Below are 19,279 nucleotides of genomic sequence, written 5' to 3'. Positions count from 1 at the left end.
TGCCGTCTCGGCACCAAATAGCAAGATTTGGCGCCAGAACCGCGCATCGACGCACGATCAGCGGCGCGAGAACAGTTTCTCGATATCAGTGAGTTTCAGCTCGATATAGGTCGGTCGGCCGTGATTGCACTGCCCCGAACCTGGTGTCCGCTCCATCTCGCGCAAGAGGGAATTCATTTCTTCTGTCACCAGCCTGCGTCCGGACCTCACGGATCCATGGCAGGCCATCGTCGAAGCCACCGCTTCCAGCCGGTCCCTGAGTGCTGACGAGCTGTCCCATTCCGCTATTTCGTCGGCCAGGTCCCTGATCAGGCCGCCAATGTCGGTTTCACCGAGCATGGACGGGGTTTCTCTGACCGCGATTGCGCCCGGGCCGAACCGCTCGAGCACCAGCCCGAGTTCGGCGAGATCCTCGGCGCGCTCCGCCAGCCTGTCGCAATCATCCTCCGGCAGGTCGATGATCTCGGGCAGCAACAGGATCTGCGAGGCGACCTTGCCTGCTCTCAGTGCTGTCTTGAACCGCTCGAACACCAGCCGTTCATGGGCCGCGTGCTGATCGACGATCACCAGTCCGTCGCGGGTCTGCGCCACGATGTAGTTTTCGTGGATCTGCGTCCGTGCTGCGCCAAGCGGGCGCTCGACAATGGACGGGTCGGCTTCGGCCTGCTCCATCCGCGCCGAAGGCAGAACTGTCTCGGTAATTTCGGATTGGCCGGTTTCGGCAAAACCGTTCGCCAAACCGGCGAGCGGTCGCGAGGGAGATGCTCCCATCTGCCAGCCGCCATGAGCGACCGCGCCGGTGGGACGGAAGTGAGTGGCGCCGGCTTGGGACACTGCGCTCGCGAACTGCGGCGACCGGAACGCCTCCGCCAGCCCGGTGCTGGCCGATGGTGAGGCGCGGTCTCCTTCCGCAAGCAGCGCCTGCCGGATGGCGCCGACGATCAGCCCGCGCACAAGCCCCGGATCTCGAAACCGGACGTCTGACTTGGCCGGGTGCACATTGACATCCACCAGCGCCGGATCGAGCGTTATCCAGAGCACGGCCACGGGGTAGCGCCCGCGCGGCAAGGTGTCTGAGTAGGCGGCTCGGATTGCAGAGAGGATCTGCTTGTCCTGCACGGGCCGGCCGTTGACGAAGGCGTATTGCGAAAGCGAGTTTGCCTTGTTCCAGGTCGGCAGCCCGATATGGCCGGCAAGGCCGACATCCTCCCGGGCCGCGTCCACGGCGATGGTGTTGGCGGCGAATTCCTCTCCCAACACCTGGGCGATGCGCGCCAGCCTGTCCTCGTCGGTTGATGGCAGGTCGAGGGTCGACCGGTCCGGTCCCGACAGGGTGAAGCGGACCGAAGGAAAGGCTATGGCGATGCGGCGAACGGTTTCGGTGATCGCGGCGGTTTCCGCGCGATCGGACTTGAGGAATTTCAACCGTGCCGGGGTTGCGAAGAACAAATCCCGGACTTCCACCGTTGTTCCCTGGTTGGCCGCCGCCGGTTTGAGCGGTGCAGGAATTCCTCCGGCCAGCGTGACCTCGTTAGCGTGGGGCGCGTCCTGCGGGCGGGACCTGATGGTCAGCCGCGCCACCGAGCCGATCGAGGGCAGGGCCTCGCCGCGAAACCCAAGCGTGCTGATGTCATCAAGCCGCTGATCGATCTTTGACGTGCAGTGTCGGCGGATGGCCAGCGTCAGGTCTTCGGCGTCCATCCCCCGGCCGTCATCGATGACCCGGATCAGGGCCTTTCCGCCGGCCGCAGTCGCAATCTCGATCCTGCGCGCGCCGGCGTCGATCGCATTCTCGACCAGTTCCTTCACGACGCTCGCAGGCCGCTCGATGACTTCACCGGCGGCGATCTGGTTGATCAGGGTTTCTGGCAGTTGGTGGACGCGCATGGTGCCATGTTGAGGGATTCGGTGTTGAGCGCAATGTTTGCCGGGCAATTCAAGCAGGAAAATGTCGGCCGGTCGCTGTCATGTTGGCTCCCGAACCTGCTTGGTCTTGCCGAGACCGCCGATCGCCTCGCCAATCGTGGTTAATCGAGGCTTAACCCTCGCATGGCATATTTACGATACATGTCGCACCTGTCCCCTGTCCCCTGTCACTGGAGCAAGTGCTTGAGAAAAAAACTGCCACGAAATGTGGCCTCCAAGTGGTGCCTGTCGAGAGTGTGGGTATCGGATTGAAGTAGAATGGCGTTGAACGACACCGAAAATCCACGCCGTTGGGGCGAAATCAAGAATATCGAATGTCTGGCTTCAGCACTGGACATCGGCATCATGGTCTACGACCGTGACGATCGGTTGATCGCGGCAAGTTCTCAGTTTTTGCGTTTCTTCGATGTGCCCCGCGAGTTGCTGAAACCCGGTGCGCGATTGCGCGATCTCTTCAACGCCACCTATGATGCCGGCGCCCGCGTGCTTGGTTCCCTGGACGGCAAACCGCGCTATGTCTCGCGCGAGGACTGGGTCGCCGAGCGGATCGCCATCCACTGGCGGGAGCGTTACGAAAGTGTCGAGAGGCTGGCTGACGGCCGCTGGGTGCGATTGTGCAAGCGGCGTATGCCCGACGGAATTCTGCTTGCCACCATTCAGGACGTCACCGACCAGAAGCGCAAGGATGAGGAAATGGCCGAGGTCTTGAAGAAGGCCGAACTCGTCCAGCTCATTCTCGACAATCTGGCCACACCGGTGGTGGTCAAGGATTCCGAGCTTTGCTACATCATGGTCAACGACGCCTTCTGCCGGATTGCAGGGCTGCATCGCAAGCAGATTCTCGGAAAGAAGGCGGTCGATCTCGTCAATCCGGAACTCGCCGCGCGGTTCGAGGCGGTGGAAAAAAAGGTGCTTGAAACCGGCGTTGCCTATGAAACACCCGAGGACATTTTCAGTTGTGACGGAACCGTCATACCCGTTGTTACCCGCATTCGACGCTCTGGAGCTTCGGGAAATCGCTACGTAACAATCTCGTTCGACGACGTCAGCGCTGTGACTGTTGGGAACAAGGTCGAGGCGGACTATCGCAGCGGCCCGAAGCCAGCAGCCGTCACTGGACCCTCGACGCCGTTCGAAATGGATGCCCAGGAGCCGCCAGTACCACAGGCATGCAAGGGGCGCATTCTGGTGGTCGATGAAGACCGGCAGCGCTCGGAAGCTCAGGTGGCTGCGCTTAAACGCGGAGGCTTCGATGCGGTCGCTACAGCAGGCGTCGGGGAAACATTCGCCTTCCTGGAGGCGGCGCGGGAGATGAAGCTCGCAATCAGCGAAGTCAGGATTTCCGCCAGACTATCGCAGATGATTTCCATGGATGCCGCCCGGAGCCACCCGGTTCTTGAGCAGGCCTTGCGTGCAGCATTGCCCGCACCAACTTCGGTCAGGAACGCGCCGGAAAAAAACGCTGATGCTCCGTTGCCATCCCTGGTCGCTGCATCACGGAATTCCGAAGAAGCGGTTGTTGCATCCGCCCAGACTGCAGTCTTGCCTCCCCGGAAACCGGCGTCTCAGGAACGGGCATCGTCACCGGTCCGTGGCCGTATCCGGGTGCTGGTCGCCGAAGACAATGACGTGAACCAGATCGTCTTTGAGCAGATCCTCGAAGCCATGGATGTGGATTTCCGCATCGTCGCCAACGGGCAAGAGGCCGTTGCTGCCTGGACCGCCGCAGCACCGGACCTAATCCTTATGGATGTTTCCATGCCCGTCATGAACGGTCTGCAGGCTACCCAGGCAATACGCGACGCGGAAGCAAAGGCCGGCAACAAGCCGCACCCAGTGCCCGTGATTGCTGTCACAGCCCATGCCATGACCGGTGATCGCGAACGCTGCCTCGCTGCCGGAATGAACGATTACCTCTCCAAGCCAGTCAGTCCCGAAAAGCTGGAGGCGATCATCGCAAAATGGGTCAATGGTCCACAGCTGCTGAAGGCCGCTGGCTGAACCTCCATCCTGCTGAAAATCCGGAGTATTTTCTAGTCGGTCCCGTTATAGGACAATCTTAAGACATCTGCCGCATTTTGTTTCTGGAAGTTACATTCATTTTTGCGGACCAGTTTTTGTTAATGGCGCCTGAAGACACAAACAGCGACGCTTTGTCACCCAATCCCAACACCGTGTCGTACACCGACCCGTTGACGGGACTGGGCAATCGGCGCCGGTTGATGGACAAGATCCGCAAGCTGGCGTCCGAACGTGCGGATGATCCTGCGCCCTTCACCATCGGTATCGCCAATATCGACGGCTTCAAGCCGATCAACGATCTCTTCGGTCACGCCGCCGGCGATGAAATCCTGTGCCAGGTGGCACACCGGTTGCGCGCTTGCCTGCCTGACGGCGGCTTTGTCGCCCGGATTGAAAGCGACGAGTTTGCCTTCATCCTGCCGCTGGTCTTCGAGAAGAAGGGTGCGGAAAAGATTGGCCGGATGTTCAAGGATGTCCTGTCGGCGCCCTACGACCTTGGCGACCGCAACGTCCGCCTGTCGGCCTCCTTCGGCTTTGCCGTCTATCCATTCGCAGGCGAGCAGTTTGCCGAATTGCTCAAGAGCGCCGACACCGCACTCTACCGGTCGAAGCGACGGGGCCGCGGCCAGATAACGGTCTACTCGGAGGAAATCGCTGAGGAAATGCGCCGCGGCACACAAATCGAGCAGGCGCTGCGCAGGGCCATCATCGCTGATGAGGTGGCTGTACATTTCCAGCCGATCGTCGATCTTTCCGACGGATCCATCCAGGGGTTCGAAGCGCTTGCACGCTGGACCGACAAGGAACTCGGTTTCATCTCGCCGGGCCTCTTCATTCCGCTCGCCGAAGAACGCGGCTTTATCGATTCTCTCACTGAAACACTGCTCAAGAAGGCCGCTGAAACAGCCAGGCACTGGCCGGCAGGGGTCTTCCTGTCCTTCAACCTGTCTTCTGCCCAACTGATTGACCCGGCCACGGCCTTCAACGTGCTGGCGGTCATAAACAGGGTCGGACTCGACCCACGCCGTCTGGAACTCGAGATCACCGAGACCGCGATGATGAGCGATCCCGAGGTCGCCGCCAAGGTCGTTACCGAACTGCAAAGCGTCGGCATCCGTGTGTCTCTCGACGACTTCGGAACGGGACAGTCGAGCCTCGGCCGTCTGCGCGACTTTGCCTTCAACAAGGTCAAGATCGACCGCAGCTTCGTCAGCGAAATCACCGTGGACAAATCCGCCGAACATATCGTGCGGGCCATTCTCGCAATGTGTGAAGGCCTCAATCTCAAGGTGATCGCCGAGGGAATCGAGACCGAGGAACAGGCGCTGAAGCTTCAGGAACTCGGCTGCAAATCGGGGCAGGGCTGGTTCTATGGCAAGGCAGTCGACGCTGCGACAACCTTTGCCTTGATCGAAGCCGAGGAATTTGCCCGAGCCGGAGCTGCACGCCAGAACCTGGTCATTCGCTGACCTCGCGCCCCTCGTCTGCAAGCCAGTCCAGAACCAGTTTTGATTGTGATGAGAGCGGCCGTCCTTTTGGCCAGATCACATGGAACGCGGCCCCGGTAACCAGCCGGTGATCCGTTACCTTGCGCAGCAGGCCTGAAGCGACCAGCCGTTCGGTAAGATGCTGCCAGCCCAGCGCCACGCCCTGACCTTCCATCACCGCCTGGATCACCAGGACATAGTCGTTGATGGCCAGTCCCCGGTTTGCAGTCACTCCATTGATGCCCGCACTCGTCAACCACTGCCGCCAGTCGCAGGCGCTGCGAAACGGTTCCTCAAGATGTATCAGCCTGTGCTGGGTCAGATGGGCGACAGATTCCGGCATGCCGTGCTTGTCGAGGTAGGCGGAACTTGCCACCGCCCAGATCACTTCAGGCGCGATCAGCGCACTCTCGTAATCCGGCCAGTCTTCAGGCCGCCCGCCGCGCACGCCCAGTTCGATGTTCTCGTTGCGGATATCGATATCGCGATCGGCGGTCTGGATGCGCAGATCGATGTCGGGCAGGTCGTCCCGCAACCGGTGCAGCCGTGGCAGCATCCAGAGCGAGGCAAATGCGGTCGACGCGGCCAGCGTCACCGTGTTGGCCCGGCCGCGCGCTCGCATGTCCTCGGCCGATCTGCGAATATGGCTCAAGCCGAGACTGACGTCGGCATGAAAGCGTCGGCCCGCCTCTGTCAACGTCACGGCCCGGTGCGCCCTGTGAAACAGCGTGGTTCCGAGCTGGCTTTCGAGCGACCGGATCGCGTAGCTGACCGCAGCCTGGGTCATGCCCAGTTCCTGCGCCGCCCTGGTGAAGCTGAGCTGCCGCCCGGCCGCTTCAAAGACAATGAGATTGCCCGCCGAGGGCAATAGATGCCGAAGGTTGTCCATAAGCTCACCTTATCCAACACACATGAATTTTCCAGCATTACATTGCTTGGCAATGATCCTAGACTTGCCGTGCGGAGGGTTGAGCATGGATACTGCAGATATCGCGGAACCGAGGGGGTCAAGAGGGCAGCGGCGGGAGCGGGCCGGCGGACGCGACGGCCGCAGGGCTGGACAGGGCGCGCAGCCTCTGCACCATAAGGCACCCTATATCATCCGCAATATTCCCACCTACGACATCATGGGTGAGGAAAGCCTTCTCCGGATCGAGGATACCGCAGACCGGATCCTTGCCGAGATCGGCATCGAGTTCCGCGATGATCCTGTCGCGCTTGAGCACTGGAAATCGGCCGGTGCCGATGTCGATGGGCTGTTGGTGAGATTCGAGCCGGGCATGCTGCGCGAGATCCTCAAATCAGCACCAGCGAGCTTCACACAACATGCGCGCAATCCCGCCAACAATGTCGAGATCGGCGGCAAAAGCGTGGTCTTCGCTCCGGCCTACGGTTCGCCCTTCGTGATGGATCTGGACAAGGGCCGCCGCTACGGCACTATCGAGGATTTCCGCAACTTCATAAAGCTGGCGCAATCAAGCCCCTGGCTGCATCATTCCGGCGGCACGATCTGCGAGCCGGTGGATGTGCCGGTCAACAAGCGCCATCTCGACATGGTCTATGCCCATCTGAAGTATTCCGACCGCTGTTTCATGGGATCGGTCACCGCCGAAAACCGGGCCGAGGAATCGATCGAGATGGCGCGGATCGTGTTCGGCCGTGATTTTGTCGACCGCAACTGCGTCATCCTGGGCAACGTCAACGTCAACTCGCCGCTGGTCTGGGACGGAACCATGACCCACGCGCTCAGGGCCTATGCCCGCGCCAACCAGGCCGCCGTCATCGTGCCGTTCATTCTGGGCGGAGCTATGGGGCCGGTCACCAATGCCGGCGCGATCGCCCAGTCGCTGGCCGAAACCATGGCTGGCTGCGCGCTGACCCAGCTCGAGCGCAAGGGCGCGCCGGTGATTTTCGGCAATTTCCTCTCCTCCATGTCCCTGCGCTCGGGTTCGCCCACCTTTGGAACGCCCGAACCCGCCATTGGTTCGATGGTGATCGGACAGCTGGCGCGGCGGTTGAACCTGCCCCTGCGCTGCGCCGGCAATTTCTCCAATTCCAAGCTGCCCGATGCGCAGGCCATGAACGAGGGCACCATGTCGATGCTTTCGGCGGTGCATTGCGGGGCAAATTTCATCCTGCATTCCGCCGGTTTTCTCGACGGGCTCTTGTCGATGTCCTACGAGAAATTCGTCATGGATGCCGATTTCTGTGGTGCGCTGCATTCCTATCTGGCCGGCGTGGTGGTCGACGACAACACGTTGGCGCTCGATGCCTTCCGCGAAGTCGGGGTCGGCAAGCATTTCCTCGGTTGCGCCCACACAATGGAAAACTACCAGACCGCCTTCTGGGACTCGGCGATCGCCGACAATGAACCATTCGAGAAATGGGACATCGCCGGACGCACCGACGCTGCAAGCCGTGCCAACAAGCGCTGGAAGCAGACGCTGGCCGACTATGAGGCGCCGCCCATGGACGAAGCGACAGACCAGGCGCTTTTGGAGTATATGGAGCGCACCAAGGCCGCTCAGGCCGACGCCTGGTACTGACAAGAAAGGGGGATCCATGGCAACCCTGAACGACCCGCTGCTGCAACCCTATCAGCTCAAGCACCTGACGCTGAAGAACCGGATTATGACCACCAGTCACGAACCGGCCTATCCGGAAGACGGCATGCCGAAGGACCGCTACCGCGCCTATCATGTCGAACGCGCCAGGGCTGGTATAGCCATGACCATGACGGCAGGCTCGGCGGCGGTCTCGAAAGACAGTCCGCCGGTGTTCAACAATGTGCTCGCCTACAAGGATGAAGTCGTCGGCTGGATGAGAAAGCTCACCGACGAGTGCCACGAGCATGGCTGCGCGGTGATGATCCAGCTGACCCATCTCGGCCGCCGCACTCACTGGAACAAGGGCGACTGGCTGCCGGCACTGTCGACCAGCCACCAGCGCGAACCGGCGCATCGGGCGTTTCCCAAGAAGATGGAAGACTGGGACATCGCGCGCGTCATCACCGACTATGCCGACGCGGCCGAGCGCATGGCCGCGGCCGGGCTCGATGGCATCGAGCTCGAATGCTATGGCCACCTGATGGACCAGTTCATGTCGCCGCTTACCAATGAGCTCGACGGACCCTATGGCGGCAGCCTTGAAAACCGCGCCCGCTTCGCGCTCGATGTTGTGGCTGCGATCAGGGCAAGGGTTGGAGACAAGCTGCTCGTCGGCATCCGTTACACCGCCGACGAGACGGCCAAAGGCGGGATCGACGAGGAAGAGGGCGTCGCCATCGGCCACATGTTCAAGGCGTCAGGCCAGGTCGATTTCCTCAATGTTATCCGCGGCCAGATCCACACCGATCCGGCGATGACCGATGTGATTCCTGTGCAGGGCATGCGCTCGGCCCCGCATCTCGATTTCGCCGGCCGCATTCGCGCCGAGGTCGGGCTGCCGACCTTCCACGCAGCCCGGATTCCCGATGTGGCCACCGCGCGCCATGCGATCGCAAGCGGCAAGCTCGACATGATCGGCATGACCCGGGCGCATATGGCCGATCCGCATCTGGTCAGGAAGATCATGGAAGGCCGCGAGGACGACATAAGGCCCTGCGTCGGCGCCACCTATTGCCTCGACCGCATTTATCAGGCGGGAGATGCGCTTTGCATCCACAATCCCGCCACTGGTCGCGAGCTGACCATGCCCCACACAATCCCGCGCGCCGAGACTTCGAAGCGCGTCGTGATCGTTGGGGCAGGGCCTGCAGGCCTTGAGGCGGCCCGTGTCGCAGCCGAGCGCGGGCATAAGGTCACGGTGTTCGAGGCGCAGCCCGATGCGGGAGGGCAGATCCGGCTCACCGCCCAGAACCAGCGCCGCAAGGAGATGATCGGCATCATCGAATGGCGCATGGCGCAATGCGCCGCCCGCGATGTCGAGTTCCGTTTCAACACCTGGGCAGAAGCCGAAGACGTGATCGCCGAGAATCCGGACGTGGTGATCATCGCCACCGGCGGTCTGCCGCACACGGAAGTTCTGGAAGCGGGCAACGATCTGGTGGTCTCCAGCTGGGACCTGATCTCGGGCGATGTCAAACCGGGAAAACAGGTGCTGATCTATGACGACGCCGGTGACCATTCAGGGCTGCAGGCGGCTGAAGTGGCAGCTCAGGCCGGCGCCTCGGTCGAGATCATGACCCCCGACCGCAGCTTCGCGCCCGACGTGATGGCGATGAACCTGGTCCCCTATATGCGCTCGTTGCAGGACAAGGAGGTGACCTTCACCGTCACCTACCGTCTGACCTCCGTGGAGCGCGACGGCAACCGGCTCAAGGCCACCATCGGCAGCGATTACATGCCGCTCGCCAAGACCCGCAATTTCGATCAGATCGTCATCAATCACGGCACGCTGCCGCTCGATGAGCTCTATTTCGAGCTCAAGCCGCACTCGAGCAATCTCGGCCAGGTCGACTACGACGCCTTCATTGCAGGCAAACCGCAGACACTGAATGGTGGCCCCTCGGATGGTCCGGGCTTCCAGCTGTTCCGCATCGGCGACGCGATCGCAGCTCGCAACACCCATGCTGCCATCTATGACGCGCTGAGGCTGGTGAAGGAGATCTAGGCTAGTGTCAGGGCCTCCTGTGGATCAGTACCCGGCGTCTGATAGCTGCGTGACAGCGACGCCCGAGGGCTCGAGCCTGCGACTGCCTAGCAAAGGCTCCCGGCTCCAGCCTAAATCGGTAAGGTCGAATGGTGTCGCGCCATAGTTGAACGCGAAGACATGATGGCCGTGCCGCCGCAGCCGAACCTCGTCAGGCAGCTCCCGTACGGAGAGGCCTGCATTGGCGGACAGCCCTTGAAGGATTTCCAACAGCAAGTCAGCATCCGGCCAGCCGCCAAGATAGTGGCAATTTCCCTTGGCCACGAGTGCCGGAACCCCATCCTTGGCGGACAGGATAGTTTCGGTCTCAGCATTCACCTCGAGGTACTCACGCCAGAACTGGAAGGTTCCGCCGCCCTGTATGGGAACCGGCGTATCCGCCCGCAATGTCTCGATCCGGGCGACCCGTACCCCGAGTAGATCATCGGGCAATGCCGGTGGCAGGCCTTGGGGAATGGCAAAATCCGCCGTCTTCGAGCCGGACCGGGGACCGATCAGCACATGTCCGTCATGCGCCTTGATCGCTTCGAGCAGGGCCGGCGACCAGGTGAACAGGCCGGGGATCACGACAAGCCTGTAGCCTTCTAGACTCGGCGTATCGCCTGGCACGAAGTCGACCGAAAGACCAAGCCGCCGCAGGCTGCGGTAGAAGTCGAACACCAGCCGGAAATAGTCGAACTCACGGCCCTGCGGCTGGATCTCCCAGGCCCAGGCGGAGGGATAGTCGAAGACGATCGCCACATCGGCAAGCCCGGCCTTGTCGTCAAGCTCGCCCTCAAGTTCGCCAAGTTCCTTCGCCACCTGCGCCGCCTCGAAATAACCCTCGGCCTCGATCGAGTCCGGCCGCAGCAGGCCCGCATGCATCTGCTCCTGCGCGAAGGGCGCCTGGCGCCAGCGAAAATAGCTCATCGTTTCGGCGCCGTGGGCAAAGGCCTCCCAGCTCCACAGCCGCACCATGCCGTCGCGCGGTGCGGGATTGTGAGGCGCCCAGTTGACCGGTCCGGGCTGCTGTTCCATCACCCACCAGCGTCCCTTCGAGGTGGCGCGGTAGAGATCGTGGTGGAAGGCCTGGAAATCCGGGTCGCCGGCGCGGGCGAACTGACGCTTCCAGTCATCATTCTGGTCGGAACGGTCTTCGAGAAACCCGAGCGGATAGGAATCCCAGCTTGAAATATCGAGGTCAGCGCCAACAGCAAAATGATCGAAGGCCAGCGTCCGGCCCATGAAGTTGTGGATCACGTCCCGGCCCGGCGAATGCGCCCGGATGATATCGGCCTGCGCCTTGTTGAAGCGCACCACCATGTCCGAGGCGTAACGGCGGAAGTCCATCACATGCGCCGGATTGGCTTCGGTCACCGTCAGGTTCGGCAGTTCGACCTCGCCGAAATCGGCCACCTCCATCGACCAGAACACCGTACCCCAGGCACGGTTGAGCGCATCGGGAGACTGGTATTTTCGTTGCAGCCATGCCTGGAAACCGGCGCGCGCCGCAGCAGAATAGGACAGCGTGGTGTTGTGGCAGTCATATTCATTGTCGGTCTGCCAGGCGGCAATGCCGGGATGCTCCCCAAAGGCCCTGGCGAGTGCAAGCGTAATGCGCTTGCATTCTTCCAGATAGCCGTCATGGGAAAAATCATAGTGACGGCGCGAGCCGAACCCGCGCACCGAACCATCCGCGCCGACCGGCAGCATGTCCGGCATCTCGTCCACCAGCCATTTTGGCGGCGTGGCGGTCGGCGTCCCCAGGACCACCTTCAGGCCCGCGCCATGCAAGGTGTCGATGGCGCGGCGCAGCCAGTCGAAATCGTAAGCGCCGCGCCTGGGTTCAAGCCGCGACCAGGCGAACTCGCCGATGCGGACATGGGTAAGGCCGAGCCTGGCCATCCGCGCGGCGTCGTCCGCCCATTGGGTTTCCGGCCAGTGTTCCGGGTAATAACAGACACCGAGCGTACGGTTCATTTTGGCGGGCTCCGCGTGAGGTCAGAGAATATAGTCGGGCTCGAACGGGCCCCTGACCGGATGATCGAGCAGGAATGTCGAACCGGCCTCGGGATCAGCGGCAAGGGCTTCGTCCGACAGGCCTTCGCGCGCCGATGTCACCAGCAACCGATCAGCATCGGGACCGACAAAGGCCGGGCAGCTCGACTGGCTGGCAGGCACCTTCAGCGAGAGGATCCGCTCGCCATCCGCGGAGTATCCGTCGATGCATCCGGCGCCCCAGCGGGCGTTCCAGATCATCCCGACACGGTCGCACACCGCGCCATCGATCCCCCCGTCGCCGCCGCGGTGATCGAAGAAGATCTCGGGTGAGCCGGTGGGAAGGGCGGTTGCCGGGTCAATCGCCACGCGCATCAGCTTGCCGGCCATCGTGTCGGTGAAATAGGCGATCGCACCGTCGGGCGAGAAGCAGATCGCGTTGGGGATGGTGATGTCGGGAAACAGCGTTGTCACCTTCCCGCGCGCCACATGGTAGATCGCGCCGGCGTGTTTTTCGGCGCTCTTGCCCATGGTGCCGAACCACAGGGCGCCGCAGGGATGCACCCTTCCGTCATTCGAGCGCGTCATGCCGTTGTCCGCCTCGATCGGGGTTATCAGTTCCAGTTCGCCGGTCGATCTGTGGCGCAGGTGCAGGCCCGTCTCCGTGGCGATCACCTGCCGGTCATCGTCAACCCGCGCCAGAACGCTGCCCATCACCGACAGATCGTGGACTTGGAGGGCATCGGAGGCGAGCCTGTATTCAAACAGCTTTCGCCCGAGGATATCGAACCACCAGGCCGTGCCGGTGTGGGGGTCATAGGTGGGGCCTTCACCCAGCATGCAGGCGGGGGCATTCAGCCTTGTCCCCGAGAATGTGATCTCTTTCGCGCTCACGTTCCGCTCCCCTCAAGTGCATCATATGCGGCAATTGCCGCGCGACCGCGGCGCGCAACCTCGTTTGCCGACATACCCGCCTTGTAGAGACTGGAGCCGAGTCCGAAAGTTCGTACGCCGACCTTTGCGTAGGCAGCGAAATCCTCGTTCGACACACCGCCCACCGCCCCGACCGGAACGTCCTTGGGAAGAACCGCGCCAATGGCGCTGATGCCCGATGGACCCAGGACACTGGCCGGAAAGAACTTCAGCGCCGAGGCGCCTGCCGCGCAGGCTGCCAGGGCTTCGGTCGGCGTGAACACGCCGGGCATGGTCACCATGCCGTGCGACGCCGCCTGCGCGATCACCTCGCGGTCGACATTGGGGCTGACCATCAGCCGTCCGCCGATGCTCTCGAGGCGGTCGACATCCTCGATCGACAGCACTGTCCCGGCGCCGATCAGCACCTCTTTCGGCGCGCGCTTGACAGCGATCTCGATAGAGCGGAACGGCTCGGGCGAGTTGAGCGGGATCTCGATGGCCGTGAAACCGGCTTCGACAAGACCGTCGACGATCCCGGCGGTTTCATCTGGCTTGATGCCGCGCAGGATCGCGACCAGGCCGCGCTTCATCGAAGGAAACTTGATCCGCATCATCGGCTTTGCACATCCCCGTTGGTGGTGGAAAAACGCTGCCAGGATTCCAGCAGCCCGCGACGCACGGCCACGTCAGCGTCAATGTCGCGAACCTGCACCCCGCATTCGGCCAGCGCCGCGTGATAGAGCCGCTGCAGCGCGCCGCTCGCCACCAGGCCGATCTGTTCGTCGCCCCGGATGCCGGCCCCGGCGAACTCGGCGCCGATCAGCAGGCCAGACAGCCGGGCCCGGTTTTCGCCTGCCTGATGATCGTAAAGCAATTGTCCGGCACGGATCGAGAAGAGGTGATGCGTTGTCTTCGCCGGCTGGGTCCATCCGTCGCGGACGCCCGTCAGAAACGCCGGGTCATTGGCGTCGACGTTGCCATCGCCGCCGGTGGAATGCTTGAGGATCGTCTTGCCGCTGATGACCGAAAACAGTTCTCCGGTCATGAAGGTTTCGAACCCGGTGACGATCGAGCCGTCCATGCTGACCCACTTCGAATGCGTCCCCGGCATGCAGTAGCGCTCCCCGCCGGGCATGTCGAAATGGGCGCCGAGCAATTGCGTCTCTTCGCCGCGCATCACGTCCGGTTCGGCATCCGACCGCACCGCCAGTCCCGGAATGATGATGATCTGCCGCGCCGTGCCGGGCACGATGGTCGCCGTCTCGCCGATGGTGGTGACATCGGCCGGCGTATCGATATAGCCCGCCTCGACCCATCCCTGCCGCGATCCGGCCATGCCGCAGATGACGACCGGCAGATGCCCCGGCGCCGAGAGCGTTCCGAGATGGCTTTCCAGCACGGCTTCAAATCCGCGCCCGGCAACCTCGCTCATGCCCTCGTGGCTGCGGTGTTCGGCCAGCACCGTGCCGTCGAGTGACATCAGCCAGAGCCGGAAGCTCGACGTCCCCCAGTCGACGGCAACGAGGGCGGGTGTCGTACTCACATCATGCCTCCGTCCGCGATCAGGACCTGCGCGGTGATCATCGCCGAGGCGTTGGATGCCAGGAACAGGCAGGGCCCGACCATGTCGTCCGGCTCGATCGGGCGTTTGAGGCATTGCCGCTCGATCATTGCGGCGAGGCCCTCCTCGGTGACCCAGAGCTTTTTCTGCCGTTCCGTCATCACCCAGCCGGGCGCAATGGCGTTGACCCGGATGCCGTCGGGGCCAAGCCGCCCGGCAAGACCCTTGGTGAGCCCGACGATCCCCGCCTTGGCTGCCGTATAGGCCGGCATCGCGCCGATGTTCAGCATGTAGGATGTCGAGGTGAAATTGACGATCGCGCCGCCGCCGGCCGCGATCATGCCCGGCGCAACCGCCTGGGCGGTAAACGCCACCGGCCGCAGGTTGATCGCGTGGTTGGCGTCCCAGTAGTCGCCGGTGATCTCGAGGAGTTCATGCCGGTCGTCAAGCGCCGCATTGTTGATCAGCACCCTGGCCGGACCGTGTGCACTTTCAGCCTGCGCAACAGCCTGCTTGAGGGCCTCAAGGTCCGTGAGATCGGCTTGGATGAACAGGGGCGCGTGCCTGCTTATGCCGGCCAGACGGTCGGCTAACTCCCGACTTGGCGCCCCGGCGACATCGATGAACGCTACCTTGGAGCCCTGCGCCGCAAAGCCTTCGGTCAACGCCGCGCCGATGCCGCTGCCGCCACCGGTGATGAGAACAGCCTTGTCCTTGAGATCTGGGAATGTCGGTACATGCTCGCTCATCACTGGTCCTCCGGCTCGATTCGCTGTCCTTCGACAACAGTCATGGAGGCCGGAACTGCATTGGGCAAGCGTAGGCCGTGGCTCATTAGGAAGGCTCCGGAAAACTGCATCGTTCCCCCATTTGCAAGGGTGTTGACCATCCGGCGGTTTGCAAGCGGGCTCACATCTTCCGGGTTCACCAGCCGGATCTCGTAAACCGCATCAGGATTGAGCCCAGCTGCAACCAGGGGCCGCCGGTAGATCTGCTCCGAAGCACCGGCCTGACCGGCAAACAGGATGAACCGGTCTGCGGCAGTATCCACCGTCATCTCCGCGAACACCTCGCTGTCGTCGCTTTCCAAGCGATGCAGTGCGCCGGAAAAAAGGAAATCCCGGTTCTGCTTCCACCATGTGGTAACCCGGCGTAGCGTCTGGCTTTCCTCAGGTGTGAGTTCGCGCGGATCCATCTCGAAGCCCATGTGCCGCTGTGCCGCCACCCATGCCCGGAACGGCATCGACAGCACCCGACCCGAGGTATGGCAATGGCGCGGACCGACATGCGACCCCTGCACCTCCGGCGCGATCCAGTGGCTGGCCTCGTGCTGCATTCTCAGCCGCTCCAGCGCGTCATTGGAATCCGACAGCCAGACCCGGTTCGCGAGCTCCAGCACGCCGAAATCGATGCGCCCGCCGCCCGAGGAGCAGCTCTCGAAATCAACACCCGGGTGGGCCAGCACAAGGTCGGACAGCAGCATCATGAAGCCGCGCGCCTGATCCGGCCCGCCGCCGGTCAGCGGCCGGTTGTGATCCCATTTGACGTAGTCGATCTCGTGCGAGGACAGGATCGCGTCGATCTGGCCGAACAGGTGCGCGCGCACCTCGGGTCTGGCCATGTCGAGCACATGCTGGTTACGGCCGCTGGGCTGGTCGTCCGGCCCGAGCATGTAGTCGGGATGGGACCGGAACAACTCGCTGTCACGGTTGACCATTTCCGGCTCGAACCAGAGCCCGAAGCGCATGCCCTCGCCGTGGACATGATCGATCAGCGGCGCGAGCCCATCCGGGAACTTGGCTTTGTCGATCTCCCAGTCGCCCAGACTTGAAGTGTCGTCATTGCGGCCGCGGAACCAGCCGTCATCGAGCACGAAGCGCTCCGCGCCAAGCTCGGCGGCCAGCGAGGCGATGGATTTGAGCTCATGGAGGTCATGGCGGAAATAGACCGCCTCCCAGCAATTGTAATGCACCGGACGCGGTTCGCGCTTGCGCCGCGCATTGACCGGTGCCTGGACGGCGCGAAGATGCCCATGGAAAGCCCGCGACACGCCGTTGAAGCCGTCACCCGACCATGACAGCAGCATGGTGGGGGAGGCGACCTCGGCGCGCGCCAGAGCGTCGTCCAGGACACCGAACTGCACCTGCCGCCGCCCGTCGGGCAGTTCCTCGGCCAGCATCCGGTGACCGCCGCTCCAGGCAAGCGTGGCGGCGAGACAGGCGCCTGTATGTTCACCGGTGGCAGGCGTCGCCAGCGTCACGCCGGGGAAATGCGCGTGCCCGGTCCGCCCCTCCCGGCTCTCCCGGCTGTGCGCGCCGGTCCTGAATGGCGCTTCCTGCCGCCGGAACTCGCCGCACCAGCGGCCGGAATGGTCGATGATCTGGTTCATTCCGGTTGAAACCGGAACGGTAGGTGCTGCAAGCCAGCTGCAGCTCCAACCGTCGGGTATGGTCACAGTCTGCTTGAGCTGCAGGATGCCGGTATCGGGATCGAGACGGACCGAGATGACAAGCTTGACACCGTCTGGCTTGCCGCGGTCGAGCAGCATGAAATCGATCCCTTCCGCGCCATCTCGCTTGATGTCCGCAAGTTCGGGATTGGCCAGATAGTCCCGGCCATCGTCCGTCTGCAGGATCATGCCGGGATGACCCTGCCAGCCGGTGATTGCCAGCGGGCACAGTGTGAGCGGCAGGAATGGATCGATCTGCCCGGCGCCGACATTGGGTATGGTGGCGATCGCCAGCGATGCGAGGTCATCCGTCCCGGGCAGGGACCGGCCAAAATGAATCAGGCATGGCACCCCCTTGTTGAAGCTGGCGAAGGCGGCTGTACGACCGCCTCCGTCAAGCCGCATCACATCGGTGACGGCAAAGTCTGGCATGTCGGGGCGTGTCATCTTATCCCTTTGTCGCGCCGAGCGTCAGGCCGGCAATGAAGTGCCTCTGCATCAGGAAAAACATCAGCACCGGCGGCATCGCCGCGATGATGGATCCGGCCGAGACCAGTTGCCACTGGGCGATCCATTGTCCGTTGAGCGAGTAGAGCCCGGCGGTGACCGGCTGTGTTTCGGCGCTGGTGGTCAGCACTGTGGCCCAGAAGTAATCGTTCCAGATGAAGGTGAACACCAGTACCGAGAGGGCCGCGATAGCCGACCGCATCAAGGGCAGCACGATGTACCAGAAGATGCGGAACTCGGAGACGCCCTCGACGCGGGCCGACTCGATCAGTTCGAACGGCAGCCCCTTGATGAAGTTGCGCATGAACAGGGTGCAGAAGCCGGACTGGAAGGCGATGTGGAACAGCGCGAGCCCGGTGATGGTGTTGTAGAGCCCTGTCGAGACGGTGAGGTCGCGGACCGGCACCATCAGGATCTGGAACGGCACGAAATTGCCCGCCACGAACAGGAAGAAGATCAACAGGTTCATCCGGAACCGGTAGACCGCCAGCGCAAAACCCGACAGGCAGGCAATTGCCACTGCGCCGATCACGGTTGGGATCGTGACCTTGAACGAGTTGAGGATGTATTTGCCGATCGGCGAATTGTTGAACACGTCGGCATAGTTCGAAAACGCGATCTGGCTCGGCAGCCCGAAATAATTGCCCGCGGCAAGGTCGCTGGAAGGCTTGAGCGAGGTCATCGCCACCCCGAGCAGCGGCAGCAGCCACAAGATCAGGGCAATCGGTAACGCCACCTTGTAAAGCAGCTGGGTGGCAGGCGCTGTGTGTTCGATGGGACGTGGAAACATCACAGGCCCCTTTCGTCGCGGACCATCTTCCAGATGAACCCGGAGATGAAGATCATCATGATGGCAAACAGCACGACGGCGATGGCAGCGCCATAGCCCATCCGGAAGCCGTATTCCGACAGCGCCTGCTCATACATGTAGAACGACAGCACCCGGCTTGAGCCGTAAGGCCCGCCATCGGTCATGATCGAGACCAGGTCGAACGATCTCAGCGCACCGATCACCGTGACGACGACGGCGATAAAGGTCGCGGGTCGCAGTTGCGGCAGGATGATGTGCCAGAGCATCTTCCAGCCCCTGGCGCCATCAAGCCGGGCGGCTTCGATCTGGTCGGGCGCGACATTGTTGAGGCCTGTCAGGTAAAGGATCATACAGTAGGCGATCTGCGGCCACAGACCAGCGGCGATGATGCCATAGGTCACGTAGCGGTCGTCGGCCAAAACGGCGATGCCGGTGCCGGTCAGCCACTCGATCATGTTGTAGAACAGGCCGAAATTGGGTGCGTAGAACCAGGAGAAGATCAGTCCGACAACGACCTGGCTGATGACGAAGGGGAAGAAGAAAAGCGATTTGTAGATGCGGATCCCGGTGACAGTCTGGTTGAGAAACAGCGCCACGAACAGCCCGGCCGGAACCGCCAGCATGTAAAGAACCAGCCAGATGATGTTGTTGTACAGTGATGTGTAGAAGGCCTCGTCATCAAACAGCTCGACATAGTTGTCCAGTCCGAGCCAGGTCTTGGTGCCAAGTCCGTCCCAGTCGTAAAAGCTCAGCCACATCGAGGCGATGATCGGGTAGATGACATAGAGCGCGAACATCGCGATGCCCGGCGCAAGAAAGATCCAGGGCGCCCATGCGCGCTGGTTCCGTTTCCAGATCCCGGGTGTGTTTGCTTGTGTTGCGGCGATGGCTGTGGTCGCTGAACCCGTCATGGCTGCCCTCCCGAATGCGCCGGCGATGGGCGGAGAGATCGATCTGCCCGCGCCCGGTTGTCA

The 19,279-nt window shown here is 62.4% G+C and carries 14 protein-coding genes; 4 read left to right on the top strand and 10 right to left on the bottom strand.

Going from position 1 to position 19,279, the window contains the following annotated elements:
• Window positions 1-57: 57 nt before the first annotated feature.
• Window positions 58-1,887, bottom strand: a complete 1,830-nt coding sequence (gene mutL, locus GTW23_RS20030) for a DNA mismatch repair endonuclease MutL (RefSeq protein WP_152009859.1) — start codon at window positions 1,885-1,887, stop codon at window positions 58-60.
• A 297-nt stretch (window positions 1,888-2,184) separates the two neighbouring features.
• Between mutL and GTW23_RS20025 the strand changes: the two genes are divergently transcribed.
• A complete protein-coding gene (locus GTW23_RS20025) occupies window positions 2,185-3,927 on the top strand; it encodes a response regulator (RefSeq protein WP_252917167.1) in 1,743 nt (580 codons plus the stop codon).
• Between the two features lie 122 nt (window positions 3,928-4,049).
• Window positions 4,050-5,417 carry a putative bifunctional diguanylate cyclase/phosphodiesterase gene (locus GTW23_RS20020; protein ID WP_152009857.1) on the top strand — a complete coding sequence of 456 codons (1,368 nt, stop codon included), beginning with the start codon at window positions 4,050-4,052 and terminating at the stop codon, window positions 5,415-5,417.
• Here the strand turns inward: GTW23_RS20020 and GTW23_RS20015 are convergent.
• Window positions 5,407-6,324 carry a LysR substrate-binding domain-containing protein gene (locus tag GTW23_RS20015; protein ID WP_152009856.1) on the bottom strand — a complete coding sequence of 306 codons (918 nt, stop codon included), beginning with the start codon at window positions 6,322-6,324 and terminating at the stop codon, window positions 5,407-5,409. The genes GTW23_RS20020 and GTW23_RS20015 overlap by 11 nt on opposite strands.
• Window positions 6,325-6,409: 85 nt before the next feature.
• Between GTW23_RS20015 and GTW23_RS20010 the strand changes: the two genes are divergently transcribed.
• Both GTW23_RS20010 and GTW23_RS20005 read left to right on the top strand, forming a co-directional pair.
• Window positions 6,410-7,981 carry a trimethylamine methyltransferase family protein gene (locus GTW23_RS20010; RefSeq protein WP_252917165.1) on the top strand — a complete coding sequence of 524 codons (1,572 nt, stop codon included), beginning with the start codon at window positions 6,410-6,412 and terminating at the stop codon, window positions 7,979-7,981.
• Between the two features lie 16 nt (window positions 7,982-7,997).
• Entirely contained in the window at window positions 7,998-10,046 is a 2,049-nt protein-coding gene (locus GTW23_RS20005; RefSeq protein ID WP_152009854.1) for an NADH:flavin oxidoreductase, read from the top strand.
• Between the two features lie 24 nt (window positions 10,047-10,070).
• Here GTW23_RS20005 and GTW23_RS20000 read toward each other — a convergent pair whose 3' ends face one another.
• Genes GTW23_RS20000 through GTW23_RS19965 form a run of 8 tightly spaced genes read right to left on the bottom strand, consistent with a single transcriptional unit; the run spans window position 10,071 to window position 19,216 of the window.
• Entirely contained in the window at window positions 10,071-12,044 is a 1,974-nt protein-coding gene (locus GTW23_RS20000) for a beta-galactosidase (protein WP_252917164.1), read from the bottom strand.
• 21 nt (window positions 12,045-12,065) lie between these two features.
• Window positions 12,066-12,902 carry an SMP-30/gluconolactonase/LRE family protein gene (locus GTW23_RS19995; protein WP_252917484.1) on the bottom strand — a complete coding sequence of 279 codons (837 nt, stop codon included), beginning with the start codon at window positions 12,900-12,902 and terminating at the stop codon, window positions 12,066-12,068.
• 50 nt (window positions 12,903-12,952) lie between these two features.
• Complete coding sequence (locus GTW23_RS19990; protein ID WP_252917162.1) at window positions 12,953-13,591, bottom strand: 2-dehydro-3-deoxy-6-phosphogalactonate aldolase; 639 nt, start codon at window positions 13,589-13,591, stop codon at window positions 12,953-12,955.
• Window positions 13,588-14,520 (bottom strand): 2-dehydro-3-deoxygalactonokinase, encoded by a 933-nt coding sequence (locus GTW23_RS19985; protein WP_267661200.1) that lies wholly within the window; start codon window positions 14,518-14,520, stop codon window positions 13,588-13,590. The genes GTW23_RS19990 and GTW23_RS19985 overlap by 4 nt, the downstream gene beginning before the upstream one ends.
• Window positions 14,517-15,287: an SDR family NAD(P)-dependent oxidoreductase gene (locus tag GTW23_RS19980; protein ID WP_252917161.1), complete on the bottom strand. Its 771-nt coding sequence runs from the start codon at window positions 15,285-15,287 to the stop codon at window positions 14,517-14,519. The genes GTW23_RS19985 and GTW23_RS19980 overlap by 4 nt, the downstream gene beginning before the upstream one ends.
• Window positions 15,287-17,419 carry an alpha-galactosidase gene (locus GTW23_RS19975; protein WP_252917159.1) on the bottom strand — a complete coding sequence of 711 codons (2,133 nt, stop codon included), beginning with the start codon at window positions 17,417-17,419 and terminating at the stop codon, window positions 15,287-15,289. Before GTW23_RS19975 ends, GTW23_RS19980 begins: the two co-directional genes overlap by 1 nt.
• 16 nt (window positions 17,420-17,435) lie before the next feature.
• A complete protein-coding gene (locus GTW23_RS19970; protein ID WP_252917150.1) occupies window positions 17,436-18,284 on the bottom strand; it encodes a carbohydrate ABC transporter permease in 849 nt (282 codons plus the stop codon).
• Entirely contained in the window at window positions 18,284-19,216 is a 933-nt protein-coding gene (locus GTW23_RS19965) for a carbohydrate ABC transporter permease (protein ID WP_193217324.1), read from the bottom strand. Before GTW23_RS19965 ends, GTW23_RS19970 begins: the two co-directional genes overlap by 1 nt.
• Window positions 19,217-19,279: the final 63 nt, after the last annotated feature.

The organism is Parahoeflea alexandrii, assembly GCF_024105735.1.
Classification (GTDB): Bacteria; Pseudomonadota; Alphaproteobacteria; order Rhizobiales; family Rhizobiaceae; genus Hoeflea; species Hoeflea alexandrii.
This window is presented reverse-complemented; position numbering and strand designations above follow the sequence as displayed.

Coding starts and splice junctions, on each gene's coding strand:
- GTW23_RS20015 (WP_152009856.1), bottom strand. CDS start 6,324: ATGGACAACCTTCGGCATCTATTGCCCTCGGCGGGCAATCTCATTGTC.
- GTW23_RS19995 (WP_252917484.1), bottom strand. CDS start 12,902: ATGCTGGGTGAAGGCCCCACCTATGACCCCCACACCGGCACGGCCTGG.
- GTW23_RS19970 (WP_252917150.1), bottom strand. CDS start 18,284: ATGTTTCCACGTCCCATCGAACACACAGCGCCTGCCACCCAGCTGCTT.
- GTW23_RS19980 (WP_252917161.1), bottom strand. CDS start 15,287: ATGAGCGAGCATGTACCGACATTCCCAGATCTCAAGGACAAGGCTGTT.
- GTW23_RS20025 (WP_252917167.1), top strand. CDS start 2,185: ATGGCGTTGAACGACACCGAAAATCCACGCCGTTGGGGCGAAATCAAG.
- GTW23_RS19990 (WP_252917162.1), bottom strand. CDS start 13,591: ATGATGCGGATCAAGTTTCCTTCGATGAAGCGCGGCCTGGTCGCGATC.
- mutL (WP_152009859.1), bottom strand. CDS start 1,887: ATGCGCGTCCACCAACTGCCAGAAACCCTGATCAACCAGATCGCCGCC.
- GTW23_RS20020 (WP_152009857.1), top strand. CDS start 4,050: ATGGCGCCTGAAGACACAAACAGCGACGCTTTGTCACCCAATCCCAAC.
- GTW23_RS19965 (WP_193217324.1), bottom strand. CDS start 19,216: ATGACGGGTTCAGCGACCACAGCCATCGCCGCAACACAAGCAAACACA.
- GTW23_RS20005 (WP_152009854.1), top strand. CDS start 7,998: ATGGCAACCCTGAACGACCCGCTGCTGCAACCCTATCAGCTCAAGCAC.
- GTW23_RS20000 (WP_252917164.1), bottom strand. CDS start 12,044: ATGAACCGTACGCTCGGTGTCTGTTATTACCCGGAACACTGGCCGGAA.
- GTW23_RS20010 (WP_252917165.1), top strand. CDS start 6,410: ATGGATACTGCAGATATCGCGGAACCGAGGGGGTCAAGAGGGCAGCGG.
- GTW23_RS19975 (WP_252917159.1), bottom strand. CDS start 17,419: ATGCCAGACTTTGCCGTCACCGATGTGATGCGGCTTGACGGAGGCGGT.